Genomic DNA, 15,047 nt, shown 5'->3' with positions numbered 1-15,047 from the left:
TTTATCCTTCAATCATGCGGGCGGAACTTCAGCGTGTATTCGCGAAAATCGGCAAAATGGGCACCGGCAGGCAAAGGCGGGAAGGTGCGGGCCTGCCAGACTGCGTCCTGTACTGCGCGGTCGTAAGCGGCGTTACCGCTGGACTTCACCAGCGACACGGCGCGCACTTCCAGCGTGGGCAGCAGGCTGACCTTAAGCACCGCCTCGGGGTTGCCGCTCATGCCGGGTGGCACCATCACATAAGGACGGATACGCCCGCGCACCTTGTCCAGATAGCCGGCATCCGCGCCCGGGCGGCCTTGGGCCGAGCCGCCCACGATGCCGCTCTTGCCGCCTTTTTGCGTCACGCTACCCTGACCGCTACCGGCCGGCCCGCCCAAATCGCCGAGAAAATCATCCGCCACATTGCCATGCTTGGCGGCCGCTTTGGCCGCGGGAGCAGGTTTGGCCGGCGGCGTGACGGCCTGTGGCTTCGGTTCCGGCTTGGGTTCCGGTTTGGGCTGTGGCTTGGGTTCCGGCTTGGCCGGCACCGCTTTAACGGGTTCAGGCTTAGGCTTGTCTTTGGCTGCGGCCAGCTTCACCTCGGCATCAAACGATGGGCTCGGTGCCGGCGGCCTAATGGCCTGGGCGGGCACCGGCGGCGCGAGGGGCGCCACCTCAGGCACGACGGGCGGCGCCACACTGGACGCCTTGCCGCTACCGCCACCGGCCCATAGTTCTACCGACAAGGGCACTTCGGCCGGCACCACCACATCCGGCGCCATACGCAACAGCAGTGCCGCAAACACGGCCACATGCAGCACGACGGAGAGCCCCAGCGCCCGGCTGTGCCAGCCCTTATTCATGTCATGCATCACGCGCTACTGCCCCTGACGCACAGTCAGTGCCACCCGGGTGATGCCGTCCTGATACAGACGGTCGGCGATCTTGACCACATCGCTGTACTTGGCATTCTGGTCGGCCGAAATCGCCACCGGCCTGCCGCCCGTGGTCAGTGGCAAGATGGCCGCCACCAGCGCGTCCAGCGAATCCACGGCATGGGTCTTGCCATCCAGCGCCCAGGCATAGCGCCCCGCTGCGTCATACTGCACCTCGACCGGAGAGCGCTCGACCTGCGCTGCGCGGCTCACGCTGGGCACGTCGATGACGCCGGGGGTAAACATGGGGGCGGTCACCATAAAGATCACCAGCAGCACCAGCATCACATCGATATACGGCACCACATTCATCTGATTGACCAGGCGGCGGGGTTTGCGATTCAGCATGAGGATAGCTTCGACAGTAGTTTTATAAAGACTGCATCCGGTTAAACAAAGTTCAACGACGAATCAATAAGGTTACACCATCACCCAATGGCAGGACGCACAGATCGAAACGCGGATCCTGCTTAAGCGCGGCATTGAAGTCATGCATCAGCTGCACGCTAGGCGGGTCATCCGCCTGCGGCGTCACCACCCGTCCGGACAGGAAGATATTGTCCACCGCGATAATGCCGCCCTTGCGCACCAGACGCGCACAGGCATCCAGATACGCCGGATACGACGGCTTGTCGGCATCGATAAAGGCGAGATCAAATTCGCCCGCGCGCCCCTCGTCCAGCAAGCCTTGCAGGGTATCCAGCGCCAGCCCCAGCCGCAAATCGATACGCTCGGCGACGCCGGCTTTTTCCCAGTGCGCGCGCCCGATGGCGGTAAAGTCGGCGCGCACGTCACACGCCACTACACGCCCGTCGTCCGGCATGGCCAAGGCTACCGCCAGCGCGCTGTAACCGGTAAAAACACCGATTTCCAGATAGCGGCGCACGCCAGTCAGGCGCGCCAGCCAAGCCATAAACTGCCCCTGCTCGGGGGCGATCTGCATCTTGGCAAAGCGCAGGCTGGCGGTTGCATCGCGCAATTCGCGCAACACCGGGTGCTCGCTGACGCCGATGGCCAGCAGGTAGTCGTGCAGGGATTCATCAAGCGCCAAGGTTCGGCTGGTCATAACTTGCTCACAAAAAACGAAACGCCCGCAACGGGCGTTTGACTGAAATCATGCGCCGTTCAATCCGGCTGGTAAACGTAAGGCTTTTGCGGCACACGCGCCTCTTTCCAGCGACGCGTATCGTCCGGATTCTGCTCGCGATCCCACCAGGTCAGACGCAGTTCACGGCGCTCGGTATCGACTTCCGGATGCTCGGCCAGAAAGCCGTTCATAAAGCGGGTAAATTCGGATTGGTACATCTTGTTGTTCTCCGTTTGTTGTGCGCGGATTGTAACCGAAAACCCGCGCCGCAACATGACACCAAACAGGAGGGTTGCATGGGTGCGACAGCCTTGGGCCCGGGCACGATGCAGGGCGTGCACAGCGCTTAAGCACGCCGGCGGGCACTGCGCTAAAATGCGCGGCCCCTCCTACGCTCAAGGACACCGCATGACCCCGACCGAACGCCAGACACTGGCCGACTTTCTCGCCCATCCCGAACAGGCCGGGCGGGCGATGAACCTTGCCATGCTGGAAGGCTATCTGGTGGCACTGGTCATCGGCCCGTCCACCGTGGCGCCTTCGCTATGGTTTTCCCGGGTATGGGATCACGAAAACGGCAAGGAAGCGCCGGTATTCGACAGCATGGATGACGCCAACCGGATACTGGGCAGCCTGATTGCCTACAACAACGCAGTCTCCGGCCAGTTCAGCCGCGACCCGGCCGGCTTCCTGCCCCTGTTTGCCGACGATGCGACAGCCAGTGCCGATGACTGGGGCAAGGGCTTTTATCTGGCCATGGCTTTTGCCCGCAAGGAATGGGCACAGCTGATGGCCGAACATACCGCTTGGTTCCGTCCGCTATTGCAGCCGCAGTGCCCCGCCGATGCCAAGGCCAGCAGTGCGGCCCTGGCCAAAATCCATACCTTCTGGCAGCACAGCCGCCCGGCCACAGAGACCGCACAGCCGCAACGCCGCGTGGATGCCAAAATCAGCCGCAATGATCCCTGTCCCTGCGGCTCGGGCAAGAAATTCAAGAAGTGCTGTGGATAAAAAGGCGTGAAACAGGCGATTTGTGGATAAAAACATGGGGTTTGGCGCGGCCAAGACGGAAAAGTTTGTGCGCGGTCAATACCGGATGCGCGCCGCCCTGCCAGAATGGTTTGCTTTCTCAAGCATTCTGGCATTCCCACACTCATGCAATATTCGATTCAAGGCCTGCGCAATCTGATTAGCGAGGCACATTTCTGCTATGACCTGCCTGGCGACGATGCGCCGCAAACGCCCGAAGCACTGTCGCGCCTGGGCCAGGAGTTGCTGCAAGCACTCGCCGACGCCAAGACCCAACTGCTGCAGACCCGGCTCAATAGCCCCTTGCTGTAAACGCCCGGCGCGCTACAGCAGCGGCGACACCAGATTGGACAGCCCTTCTTTCAGCCGCGCCGCCATGCCGCGCCGCCGCCATGCTGCGGCATCCAGCGATATGGCATCCGCTTCATACGATTGCTGCAAAGCCACCAGCGCGCGGGTAAAGCCTTCGTCCAGCACCAGCAGCATCAGTTCGAAATTCAGGTGCAGGCTGCGTGTATCCAGATTGACGGTGCCAAACAGCGATAGCGTGTCATCCACGGTAATGCTTTTAGTATGCAAAAGTCCGCCACGGTACTGCATGACCTGCACCCCGGCGGCCAGCAGATCGTCGAAATACCAGCGGCTGGCGTATTGCACCAGGCGCGAGTCGTTCTTTTCCGGCAACAGCAGCCGCACTTCCACCCCGCGCAGCGCCGCATTTTGCAGCGCCAGCGATAAGGCATCGCCCGGCACAAAATAGGGGGTCGTCAACAGCAGGCGGGAGTGGGCGCGATTGACCGCCTCCAGAATCAGCCGCAGATTGACGCCGCGATCAAAACCCGGCCCCGAGGGCACCACCTGCACCACCGAGAGCGGCGCCCCGGGCTCTGCCTGCGCCGCCAGCGCAGCAAGCGGCGGCTCGCCGGTCTGCAACATCCAGTCATAGGCGAACACGGCCCGCAAACCATCCAGCGCCGGCCCGGTCATGCGCACCATGGCATCGACCCACTCGCCCACGCCGGCGTCCTGTTTAAAATAACGCGGGTCAACCAGATTGAGGCTGCCGGTATAGCCGGCGCTGTCGTCAATCAGCGCAATCTTGCGATGCAGGCGCAAGTCGGCGCGCACAAACGGCATCTGCCATGCCCTGACCGTCATCGCCGCCTCGACCCGAACACCGGCCGCCCGCAGGCGTGCCGCCCCCGCCCCGGCCAGATAGACTTTGGATCCCATGGCATCGAGCAACACGCGACAGTGCACACCGCGTGCGGCCGCCGCCACCAGCGCCGCCTCGACTTCATCGGCCTCGCCGCCCGCGTTCCAGATATAAAACGCCAGATCCACGCGGCTGTGCGCCGTAGCGATATCGCAAGCTAGCGCATGCAAGATGGCCCGCGTCTCGCTCATCAGGGTCAGCGCATTTCCCGCGCGCGCAGGCAAATGGGTGATGCGCTCGGCCAAAACCGCCATGGCTTCAAAATCGCGGCTCGCCTCGCTGCCGGTCAGCACGGGTGCCGGCCCCGGCAACTGCCAGCCGCGAAAGCGCAGGGTAAAATCCTGCACCCGCTCGCGCCGCGAGCGCCCGATCGGGCGCTCGCCCACCAGCAGATACAGCACAAAGCCGCCAAAAGGCACAGCCAGCGTCACCAGTATCCAGGCAAAACTGGAGCCCGGCGGATGCCGCGTCAGCATCACCCGCAGCGCCACACCGACCACCAAAAATGCATCCAGCACAATGATGGCGATGCTGATCCAGCTCCAGTCTTCCATACCCTGCTCCTTGTCTTGACTATTGCAAGTCTAGTGCGGGTGCACACAAGCTGCCGCTAACGGTCAGGATGATAAGACTTGCCCAGCGACAGCGGCTGGTTAAGCAAGATGGTGCGCGGGTTGCGGCAGATCAGCACCAAGACGGCAATGGTCGCCAGATAAGGCAGCATGGACAGAAACTCGGACGGAATGGCCAGACCCAGGGCCTGCGCATGAAACTGCAACACAGTCATGCCGCCAAACAGCCATGCACCCAGCAAGACCCGTTCCGGGCGCCAGGTGGCGAACACCACCAGCGCCAGCGCGATCCAGCCGCGACCGGCCGTCATGCCCTCCACCCACATCGGCGTATTCACCAGCGACAGAAAAGCGCCACCCAAACCCGCCATCGCCCCGCCGAACAGCACGGCAAGATAGCGGATGCGGCGCACCGGATAACCGATGGCATCGGCCACCGCCGGCTTTTCCCCGACTGCACGCAATAGCAGACCGGCGCGGCTCCTGTTCAGAAACCACCACAGGCTGCCACACAGCACAAAAGCCAGCAGCGTAACCGGATCGAGGCCGAACAGGAACGGCTCGACGCCCTTCACCACGCCGCCTACATAAGGCTGGCCGACAAAGGCCGCCAGCCCGACACCGAACAGGGTCAGCGCCAAGCCGGTCGCCACCTGGTTGGTCATCAGATGCAGGGTCAGCACGCCAAACAGCAGGGACAGCGCGCAGCCGGAGAGCATGGCTACACCGAAGGCCAAAAGCGGGCTGCCGCTATGGCTCATGGTGGCAAAAGCCGCCACCGCGCCGACCAGCATCATGCCTTCGACCCCCAGATTAAGCACACCGCTGCGCTCGGTCACCAGTTCGCCCAGCGCCGCCAGCATCAGGGGCGTCGCGGCACTGGCAGTGGACAACAGCAGCGCCAGAATCAGGCCTTCATTCATCGGGTCGCCTCCTTGAGTACGGCAACAGGGGCACGCACGCTACGGCGCACGCGGTAATGGATAAACAGATCGGCTGCCAGCAGATAAAACAGCAACAGGCCCTGGAACAAGCCGGTGATGGCCGCCGGCAAACCCAGCTCCATCTGCGCGGTTTCGCCCCCCAGATACAAAAGCGACATCAGCAGGCTGGCCAGCAAGGCGCCCAGCGGATTCAGGCGGCCGACAAAGGCGACAATAATCGCGGCAAAACCGTAGCCGGGCGACACCGAGGGCTGCAACTGCCCCAAGGGCCCCGCCACTTCCGCCACGCCGGCCAGCCCGGCAAAGCCGCCGGAAATCAGCATGGCGATCCAGACATTGCGTTTCTCGCCAAAGCCGGCATAGCGTGCCGCCGCCGGTGCCTGTCCGGCCACCGTCAGGCGAAAGCCCAGCCAGCTCTTGCTTAAAAACAGCCAGATCAGCCCGACCAGCACCAGCGCCAGCACGCCGGCCAGCGTGACCCGCATCTCGGGATGCAGAAGCGGCAAAATGGCGGCTTCGTGGAACATGCGCGACTGCGGAAAATTGAAGCCCTCCGGGTCACGCCACGGGCCGTTGACCAGAAAGCGCAGCCCCAGCGCCGCCACATAGACCAGCATCAGACTGACCAGAATCTCGTTGGTGTGAAAGCGGGTACGCAGCAAGGCCGGCAACGCCGCCCACGCCATGCCGCCGGCGACACCGGCCAGCAGCATCGCGGGCAGCAGCCACGATCCACTGACATCGGGAAAAGCCAGCGCCACGCCGCCACCGGCAATCGCGCCCATCACCAACTGGCCTTCGGCACCGATATTCCACACATTGGCGCGATAGGCGATCAACAGGCCCAGCGCGCACAGCAACAGCGGCGTCGCCTTCAACAGCCACTCGCCCACGCCGTAAAGCGTGGTCAGCGGTTGCACGAAAAACACATAAAACGCCTTCAGTGCCGGCTGTCCCAACAGGGTAAACAGCACAAAACCGGAGGCCAGCATCAATAGCGCGGCAATCAGCGGCGACAGCAAACGCATGCTTGCCGAAGGCACGGGACGGGTTTCAAGCTGGAACATGGCTGTCCTTCTCGCTAAAGTCGCCGCTCATCCAGCGGCCTATCAATTCCACACTGGCGTGCGCCGTGGCAATCGCCGGCGACAAGCGGCCATCGGCCAACACCGCGATGCGGTCGCAGATCATAAACAGCTCGTCCAGTTCTTCGGAAATCACCAGCACCGCCACCCCGCGGTTGCGCATCTCGATCAGCGCATTGCGTATCAGCATGGCTGCGCCCACATCCACCCCCCAGGTCGGCTGCGCCACCACCATCACCTCGGGCGCCAGCATCACTTCGCGCCCGATAATGAATTTCTGCAGATTGCCGCCGGACAAGCTTTGCGCCAGCGCGTCCTCGTCCGGTGTCTTGACCTTGAAGCGCGCAATCACCTCGCGGGCGAATTCGCGCACCTTGCCGCGCTGTATCCACGGCCCCTTCAGCAAGCCGGCACGGGTCGCACCGGTCAATAAGGCATTGTCGGCCAGACTCATTTCCGGCACGGCACCGCGCCCGAGCCGCTCTTCCGGCACAAAACCCAAGCCCAGACCCAATGCGCGGCGCGCCCCCGGCCCCAGCTTGCCGGCGGCCACGCCGCGCAATAACAGCCCGTCGGCGCGAGCCAGCTTTTTTTCGCCGGACAAGGCCGCCAGCAGCTCTTGCTGGCCATTGCCGGAAATGCCGGCGATGCCGACAATCTCGCCGCCATGCACCGCCAGCGATACATTATGCAAAGCGGTACCGAACGGGTCATCGCTGGCAAGCGACAAGCCATCCAGTGCCAGCCGCAACTCGCCCGCGGCTTGCGGCGCCAGCGAACACGCCGGCAACTCGCCGCCTATCATCATGCGCGCCAGCGAATCATTGGATTCGAGGCGCGGATCGGCCTCGCCGCTGACCCGCCCGCCACGCAGAACGGTGGCGCGTTCACACAACTCACGGATCTCGTCCAGCTTGTGGCTGATATAGAGAATGCTGCAGCCCTCGCCTGCCAGACGGCGCAAGGTGGCAAACAGCTGCTGCACCGCCTGCGGCGTCAATACCGAGGTCGGCTCGTCCATAATCAGCAAACGCGGTTTTTGCAGCAGGCAACGCACAATCTCGACCCGCTGGCGCTCGCCTACCGACAGGCTGTGCACCAGACGCGCCGGGTCCAGCGGCAGGCCGTAACGGGTCGACACCGCACGGATTTCATCATGCAACCCGGCCTGCGGCCGGTCTATGGACAGCGCAATGTTCTCGGCCACCGTCAGGGTTTCAAACAGCGAAAAATGCTGGAACACCATGCCTATGCCCAACTCGCGCGCCATGGACGGGCTGGAAATAGCGACTTTGCGCCCCTCCCAGACGATTTCGCCGGCGTCGGGCCGGGTCACACCGTAGATGATTTTCATCAGGGTGCTTTTGCCAGCGCCGTTTTCACCCAGCACCGCATGGATTTCACCGGGGGCAATATCCAGATCGATGGCGTCGTTGGCGATCACCGACGGATAGCGTTTACTGATGCCACGTAAAGACAGGCGCGCGACAGGGGGAGGGGCATTCATCGCAAAGACTCCAGGAACGGGCACAAAAGCTGACCCCGCAACAGTACCGGCAAGCCGGATCAATAATCCGTGCATGGTAAATCTTTTGGCATTTTTGATAAAACATTTGTTTGCATTTCGGGTTTATAATGCCGCGAATTCAGCGCCAAATATCCCATAAAGATTATTAGCAGTCCGACTGTAGACAAAGACATCCCGCTTGTTATGCTGTTCAAATTCGCCCCACCTTCAGGAGAAGTCGCCATGCTGTCCCGCCGTACTCTGATCACCACCTTGCTGGCTGCCGCACTGAGCAGCCCGGCCTTCGCCGCCGAGCCGCTGAAAGTCGGCTTTGTCTATGTAGGCCCGATCGGCGATGCCGGCTGGACCCATGCCCATGATCTGGGACGCAAGGCGATGGAAAAAGCCCTGCCCGGCCAGATCAAATCCACTTTTGTCGAGAGCGTGCCTGAAGGCGCCGATGCCGAACGCGTCATCCGCCAGCTGGCTGCCGCCGGCAATACGCTGATTTTCACCACCTCGTTCGGTTATATGAACCAGACGCAAAAAGTGGCGCAGGCTTTCCCCAATGTGAAGTTCGCCCACGCCACCGGTTACAAGACCGCCAAAAACGTCGCCATCTACAACCCCAAGACCTATGAAGGCGCATACATGCTGGGCGTGATCGCCGGCGGCATGACCAAGAGCAACACCCTGGGCTTTGTCGGCTCCTTCCCGATTCCGGAAGTGATCCGCAACATCAATGCCTACACCCTGGGTGCGCAAAGCGTGAACCCCAAGATCAAGACCAAGGTGGTATGGGTGAATAGCTGGTATGACCCGGCCAAGGAGCGTCAGGCCGCAGAAACCCTGATCGCGCAAGGCGCCGATGTGCTGGCACAGAACACCGACTCGCCGGCCGTGGTGCAAACGGCGCAGGAAAAGGGCAAGTACGCCATGGGTTGGGACACCGATATGGCCAAATTCGGCCCGAAAGCCCAGCTGACCGCCTCCACCATCAACTGGGGCGGCTACTACACCCGTGCGGCCAAGGCCACGCTGGACAAGAGCTGGAAATCGGATAGCGTGGATTGGGGCATCAAGGATGGCATGGTGGCACTCTCCCCGCTGAACCCGGTGGTGCCTAAGGCGCTGGCGGCCAAGTTCGATGCCAAGAAAGCGCTGTTTGCCAGCGGCAAATTCCACAGTTTCACCGGCCCTATCGTCGATCAGGCCGGCAAGACCATGGTTGCAGCCGGTCAGGTATTGCCGCAAAAAGGCGTGGATACCATGAACTGGTATGTGAAGGGTGTGGAAGGCTCGATTCCGAAGTAACACGGAACTCATCCGCCACCAGCCGCCCTTCGGGGCGGTTTTGCATTGACACGCTATGGTGAGACTTGCACCACGCAAGGAGAGACCATCGTGCAAAGCGCACTCATCCTGATCGACTATATCAACGATATCGTCACCGCACCGCGTTACCGCGACTTTCTGGCGCGCCACCATACGCTGGAACGCCTGCCGCAGCTCATTAGTAGTTTGCGCAACTACGGCATACCGGTCATCCATGTTCGCGTCGGATTTTCCGATGACTACCGCGAGCTGCCGCGCGCCTCTCCCCTGTTTGCCAGCGCCGCCATCAGCGGCGCACTGCGCCTGAGCACGGCCGGCTGTGACTTCCACCCCGCAGCCGCGCCCCTGCCCGGTGAAACCATCATTCTCAAACGCCGCGTCAATGCCTTTTACGGCACGGCACTGGATCTGCTGCTGCGCAATATGCGCTGCGAGCGCCTGCTGATTGCCGGCTGTGCGACCGATCTCGCGGTGCAAAGCACGACCCGCGATGCGCATGACCGCGACTATCGCGTCACGGTACTGGGCGGTTTTTGTATCGCGGCCAGCGATGCCGACCATGATGACACTTTGCGCCTGCTCTCGCGTGTGGCACTGGTCTCACGCGAGCAAGGCGGCCACGCAATACCGAAAGCATCCGCCTAAGATAAAGCCATGCCGTTTGGCAAAACATGAAACAGTAACAGGGAGTCATCAAGATGGGTGTAAACATGCGAATCGGTGTACTACTGGCCAGCGCCAGCCTGCTGGCAGGCTGCGCTACGACTTCTACCGTACAGAGTCAGTGGCAGGACCCGGCCTATAGCGGCGGGCCGATCAAAAGCGCCGTAGTCCTGGCCATAGGCGGCAGCATCACCGAGCAGCGCATTTTCGAAGACAGTGTCGTGGCGCGCATGCAAACGCTGGGGGTGCAGGCCACGCCGGCCTATGCGCTTCTGCCGCCTTCCGCCACGCCCGTGGCCGAGGCGGATCTGGAAAACGCGGTACGCAAGGCGGGGGTACAGGGCTTTTTGCTGATCAAGCTGCTGCCACCGGAAACAGGCTACCAAAGCGTGGCGCAACCGGTATTCCCGCAGCCCATGTTCGGCTGGTACGGGCCCTACCAGAATTTCTACAGCAGCTACCAGACGCTGGTGCCTTACACCATCGCATCCAGCCAGAGCACGCTGTGGGATACCCAGACCCGGCGCCTGCTGTGGTCGGGCAATCTGCAATCATTTGATCCGGCCTCGGTCGCGGCGACCGCCAATGCCTATGCGACGACCTTGAGCAAAACCCTGCAACAAGGCGGTTTGCTGCCCTGAGTTTTACACCAGCCACTCGCGCCTGCCCTGCTGCTCCATCAGCGAATTCCACGCCTGCAGAATTTTCTGGAATTTGCTGCTGGACGGCTGCAAGGCGCGTACCCGTCCCAGCATCGCGTGCCCCGCGCGCACATGGCTTTCGTGCCAGCCCTGGCGGTAAACCAGCGCGATAATTGCATTGCTGGTATTGAGCATCACCTGCACATTGTCCGGCAGCTCGGCATAAGCCTTGCCAAACAGGCTGACCGCCTGCTCGTAGTGGCCGGCCTGAGCTTCGCGCACGGCCGCATTATTCAGATTCACCACACTCTGTACGTTTTCGGCGATGAGTTCGCGCCCGGCCTCGGTGCGGCCAACCTGGTCAAACAAGCACCCCAGCGACTCCAGCAACGCTTCGTCATCGTGGTGGTTGCGCACTAGCGTGCGCGCCACTGCGTCACCCAGATCAGGGCGCGCCAGGCTATAGCATGCGCGCGCATACTCCATGCGTGCCTCGACCCCCACTGCAGCTTCCAGCTGCGGCAGGCGCTCGGCGGCACTTGCCAGAAGCTGGGCCGCCTTGCTCTTATTGCCCGCTTGCTGCTGCAACTGGCTGTCTATCACATCGGCGACCCAGTTGCCGGCATCGTCGTGCTTGTAATCGCGCCGCAAGCCGGCCAGCGTCTTGCCCGCCGCCACGCTGTCGCGTTGCGCCAGCTGCACCCGGGCGAGCTGGGCATACAGCGCCGGCTGGCGGTGCCAGCTATGTTTGGCCAAGGTCAGCGTCGTGCTGCAGGCGGCTTCGGCCGTAGCCAGATCGCCATTGGCGAACGCCACCTCGCCCAGCTGCTTTTGCCGGCGCACTACAGCAGGCGACAAGCAGGTCGCTTGCTGCAGATTGAGCTGAGCCTGTGCACCATCGTGGTTGGCCAGATGTATCTTGGCCAACCAATCGTAGGCTTCCATCACCCGGTCGTTGTCCTGCAGCACCTGTTCGAACAACATGCGCGCTTCGTCGTAAGACTTGAGCCCGGTCAGCGCCTTGGCCAGCCCCAGCCGGGCCCAGGGCAAGGGCTTGAGGCGCAACACTTCGACGTACAGCTTCTTGGCGCTGTCCCAGTCGCCTATTTTCAGGCTGAGGTTGCCCTTGAGGCGCATAAAATCGAGGGCGAATTCGTTTTTGTCCTGAATCTGCTTATTGCAAGCTTCGGCCGCCGCCATATACTCGAAGCGCATCAGCGCATCGTCTACGACCCGAAAAGCCTCGCGCCGGCGTATCGCCCGCTCCAGGCGCAAACGCAATTCTTCGCCGGTAAAGGGCTTCAGCAGATATTCGTCCGGCGCCATTTCCGCGGCCGAAATCACCCGCTGGGCGCGCCGCTCGCCGGTCACAATCATGAAAACACAGGACTGCTTAAGCAGATTGCGCTCGCGTGCCTCTTCAAACAGATACAGGCCATCGTAACCATTGCCCAGATCGTAATCACACAGCACCACATCAAAATCGTAACGCGCAAGCTTGGCCAGCGCATCATTGCCACGGCTGGCGTATTCGACCCGCTCGGCACCAAAGCTGCCCAGCGTCATCGCCAGCGCACGCTGCATCTCGGGCACGCTGTCTATCACCAGAAACAGCTTGCGCCGGTAAGGATTCAGCTCGTCGGCCGATGCCGGGTGCTTGCTTTTATAAGCGCCCGCGATCGCCTGAAACGAGTTGGACTGACTACTATTCATATCGCGCCTCGGTGTGCGTCTGCGCTAGCCATTATTGGGCGGTCAGCTTAGCGTAGCGCAAATCCAGCCACTTCATGCCATGCTCGGCAAAATTGATCTGCAGACGCACATCGCTGCCGCTGCCTTCTGCACTCACCACCATGCCGGTGCCGAATTTGGCATGCCCTACGCTCTGCCCGATATGAAAGCCGCCATAATCCCCACCCTTGGGGCTCGCCCAGGCCGGCATGGCTTCGGTCAGCCACGGTGCCTTGGCCGGGGCGCGCGGCGGCGCTTTCTTGCCGGCCAACTCGTGTACCAGTTCTTGCGGAATCTCGTCGACAAAGCGCGAACGGATCGGATAGCGGCTCTGGCCATGCAGCATGCGGCTTTGCGCCGAACTCAGATACAGGCGCTTGCGTGCCCGCGTCACCGCCACATACATCAGCCGGCGCTCTTCCTGCAGGCCCTTGCCGTCGTTCAGGCTGTTTTCGTGCGGAAACAAGCCTTCTTCCAGTCCGGACACAAACACCGCATCGAATTCCAGCCCCTTGGCCGCATGTACAGTCATCAGCTGCAGGGCATCACTGCCGGCATCCGCCTGATGCTCGCCGGCCTCCAGACTGGCGGCAGTGAGAAACTCGACCATCTCCTGCGCCGGATCGTCGGGCATAAAACCGGCGGCGGCATTAATCAGCTCGTCCAGGTTGGCCAGGCGCTCCTCGCCTTCCTTGCGGTCGGCCTCGTACAGGGCCCGCAAACCGGAGCGGTCTATGATCAGGCTGATCATTTCGGCCAGCGTCAATAGCTCGACCTTGGCGCGCAGCTCTTCGATCAGCAGCACGAATGCCGCCACCTTGCCGGCGCTGCGCCCGCCACTGGCGCCACAGCTAGCCTGCCACAGCGACACGCCCTGCTCGCGGCTTAGCGTCTGGATGTTTTCCACGCTGCGCGCCCCGATGCCGCGTGCCGGCACATTGATCACGCGCAGCAAGGCATTGTCGTCGTCCGGGTTGGATACCAGACGCAGATAGGCCATCGCATGCTTGATTTCCTGACGCTCGAAAAAGCGCAGGCCTCCATAGATGCGGTAGGCGATGCCGGCATTCACCAGCGCATGTTCCAGCGCGCGCGACTGCGCATTGGAGCGGTACAGCACCGCCATATCGGACAGATTCCAGCCCTCGCGCACCAGCGCCTTGACTTCGTCACACACGAACTCGGCCTCGTCGCCGTCCGAATAGGCCTCGTACAGACGGATGGGCTCGCCCTCGCCGGCATCGGTCCACAGATTCTTACCCAGACGGCCATCGTTTTTCTCGATCAGCGCATTGGCTGCGGTCAGGATATTGCCGACCGAGCGATAATTCTGCTCCAGACGCACCGGTCCTTCGATGCCGTAATCGGCCAGCAGCGAGCGCATATTGCCCACCTCGGCGCCACGGAAGGCATAGATGCTCTGGTCGTCGTCACCGACGGCAAACAGCGCGGCATCGCTGCCGGCCAGCAGCCGCAGCCAGGCGTACTGCAGCAAGTTGGTGTCCTGAAACTCGTCGACCAGAATATGGCGGAAACGGTTGCGGTAATGTTCGGCCAGCGCCGCATTGCGGCTTAACAGCTCGTAACAGCGCAGCAACAGTTCGGCAAAATCGACCACGCCTTCACGATGGCACTGCGCATCGTAAGCGGCGTAAATCTCGATCAGCTTGCGGGTATAGCTATCGTGTGCCGACAGCTCGCCGGCACGGCGGCCGGCTTCCTTATTGCCGTTGATAAACGCGGCAACCGCCTTGGGCGGGAATTTTTCGTCGGAGACATCGAGAATTTTCAGCAGGCGCTTGATGGCGGACGACTGCTCTTGCGAATCCATAATCTGGAAAGTCTGCGGCAGGCCGGCATCGCGGTAGTGGATGCGCAGCATGCGGTTGCACAGACCGTGGAAGGTGCCTATCCACATGGTGCGAGTATTGACCGGCAGCATGGCCGACAGCCGCGTCTGCATCTCGCGTGCAGCCTTGTTGGTAAAGGTCACGCCAAGAATGGCGGCGGGTGATGCCTGCCCGGTCGACAAGAGCCAGGCGATGCGCGTCGTCAGCACCCGCGTTTTACCGCTACCGGCACCGGCCAGCACCAGGGCGCTTTTCGCCGGCCAGGTCACGGCGCGTAATTGTTCGGGATTCAGACCGGCGAGAAGATCGGCGCTCATGGGGCAAAGCCTTGCTGGAGAAACAAAACAGGGATTCTACACCAGCAGGGGGAATGGGGAGTGGGGAGTGGGGAGTGGGGAGTGGGGAGTGGGGAGCGGGGAGCGGGGAGCGGGGAGCGGGGAGCGGGGAGCGGGGAGCGGGGAGCGGGGAGC

At 62.1% G+C, this 15,047-nt stretch carries 15 protein-coding genes; 5 read left to right on the top strand and 10 right to left on the bottom strand.

The annotated features are described in order from the left end of the window. Positions 1-8: 8 nt before the first annotated feature. Genes M3P88_RS11180 through M3P88_RS11165 form a run of 4 tightly spaced genes read right to left on the bottom strand, consistent with a single transcriptional unit; the run spans position 9 to position 2,222 of the window. Complete coding sequence (locus M3P88_RS11180; RefSeq protein ID WP_249616124.1) at positions 9-854, bottom strand: TonB family protein; 846 nt, start codon at positions 852-854, stop codon at positions 9-11. A 6-nt stretch (positions 855-860) separates the two neighbouring features. After that, complete coding sequence (locus tag M3P88_RS11175) at positions 861-1,265, bottom strand: biopolymer transporter ExbD (protein ID WP_249616123.1); 405 nt, start codon at positions 1,263-1,265, stop codon at positions 861-863. 52 nt (positions 1,266-1,317) lie between these two features. Next, complete coding sequence (locus tag M3P88_RS11170; protein ID WP_249616122.1) at positions 1,318-1,983, bottom strand: class I SAM-dependent methyltransferase; 666 nt, start codon at positions 1,981-1,983, stop codon at positions 1,318-1,320. Between the two features lie 59 nt (positions 1,984-2,042). Continuing rightward, on the bottom strand, positions 2,043-2,222 hold the full coding sequence (locus M3P88_RS11165) for a DUF3460 family protein (protein ID WP_249616121.1): 180 nt from the start codon (positions 2,220-2,222) through the stop codon (positions 2,043-2,045). 190 nt (positions 2,223-2,412) lie between these two features. Here M3P88_RS11165 and M3P88_RS11160 point away from each other — a divergent pair, with 190 nt between their 5' ends. Beyond that, on the top strand, positions 2,413-3,015 hold the full coding sequence (locus M3P88_RS11160) for a UPF0149 family protein (RefSeq protein WP_249616120.1): 603 nt from the start codon (positions 2,413-2,415) through the stop codon (positions 3,013-3,015). A gap of 144 nt (positions 3,016-3,159) precedes the next feature. Continuing rightward, positions 3,160-3,345 (top strand): hypothetical protein, encoded by a 186-nt coding sequence (locus tag M3P88_RS11155; RefSeq protein ID WP_249616119.1) that lies wholly within the window; start codon positions 3,160-3,162, stop codon positions 3,343-3,345. Positions 3,346-3,357: 12 nt separating this feature from the next. On the opposite strand, the gene cls is transcribed toward M3P88_RS11155, so the two are convergent. From cls to M3P88_RS11135, 4 genes are read right to left on the bottom strand one after another with little or no spacing between them, the layout of a single operon-like run. Continuing rightward, positions 3,358-4,803 carry a cardiolipin synthase gene (gene cls / locus M3P88_RS11150; RefSeq protein WP_249616118.1) on the bottom strand — a complete coding sequence of 482 codons (1,446 nt, stop codon included), beginning with the start codon at positions 4,801-4,803 and terminating at the stop codon, positions 3,358-3,360. A 56-nt stretch (positions 4,804-4,859) separates the two neighbouring features. Continuing rightward, entirely contained in the window at positions 4,860-5,744 is an 885-nt protein-coding gene (locus M3P88_RS11145; RefSeq protein WP_249616117.1) for an ABC transporter permease, read from the bottom strand. After that, positions 5,741-6,832: an ABC transporter permease gene (locus M3P88_RS11140; protein ID WP_249616116.1), complete on the bottom strand. Its 1,092-nt coding sequence runs from the start codon at positions 6,830-6,832 to the stop codon at positions 5,741-5,743. Before M3P88_RS11140 ends, M3P88_RS11145 begins: the two co-directional genes overlap by 4 nt. Further along, entirely contained in the window at positions 6,819-8,357 is a 1,539-nt protein-coding gene (locus M3P88_RS11135; RefSeq protein ID WP_249616115.1) for an ABC transporter ATP-binding protein, read from the bottom strand. The genes M3P88_RS11140 and M3P88_RS11135 overlap by 14 nt, the downstream gene beginning before the upstream one ends. Positions 8,358-8,600: 243 nt before the next feature. Between M3P88_RS11135 and M3P88_RS11130 the strand changes: the two genes are divergently transcribed. The 3 genes from M3P88_RS11130 to M3P88_RS11120 all read left to right on the top strand — a co-directional run bounded on the left by M3P88_RS11130 (position 8,601) and on the right by M3P88_RS11120 (position 10,996). Then, positions 8,601-9,671: a BMP family ABC transporter substrate-binding protein gene (locus tag M3P88_RS11130; protein ID WP_249616114.1), complete on the top strand. Its 1,071-nt coding sequence runs from the start codon at positions 8,601-8,603 to the stop codon at positions 9,669-9,671. A 90-nt stretch (positions 9,672-9,761) separates the two neighbouring features. After that, positions 9,762-10,337, top strand: coding sequence for a cysteine hydrolase family protein (locus M3P88_RS11125; RefSeq protein ID WP_249616113.1), 576 nt, complete (start codon positions 9,762-9,764; stop codon positions 10,335-10,337). A gap of 65 nt (positions 10,338-10,402) precedes the next feature. Then, complete coding sequence (locus tag M3P88_RS11120; protein WP_249616112.1) at positions 10,403-10,996, top strand: hypothetical protein; 594 nt, start codon at positions 10,403-10,405, stop codon at positions 10,994-10,996. A 3-nt stretch (positions 10,997-10,999) separates the two neighbouring features. On the opposite strand, the gene M3P88_RS11115 is transcribed toward M3P88_RS11120, so the two are convergent. After that, positions 11,000-12,709: a response regulator gene (locus M3P88_RS11115; RefSeq protein WP_249616111.1), complete on the bottom strand. Its 1,710-nt coding sequence runs from the start codon at positions 12,707-12,709 to the stop codon at positions 11,000-11,002. Positions 12,710-12,740: 31 nt separating this feature from the next. Continuing rightward, positions 12,741-14,894: a UvrD-helicase domain-containing protein gene (locus M3P88_RS11110; protein WP_249616110.1), complete on the bottom strand. Its 2,154-nt coding sequence runs from the start codon at positions 14,892-14,894 to the stop codon at positions 12,741-12,743. Between the last annotated feature and the right edge of the window lie 153 nt (positions 14,895-15,047).

Source organism: Craterilacuibacter sp. RT1T, assembly GCF_023502145.1.
Taxonomy (GTDB): domain Bacteria; phylum Pseudomonadota; class Gammaproteobacteria; order Burkholderiales; family Chromobacteriaceae; genus Craterilacuibacter.
The sequence above is the reverse complement of the archived record's forward strand: the minus strand, read 5'-3'. Positions and strand labels throughout refer to the sequence as shown.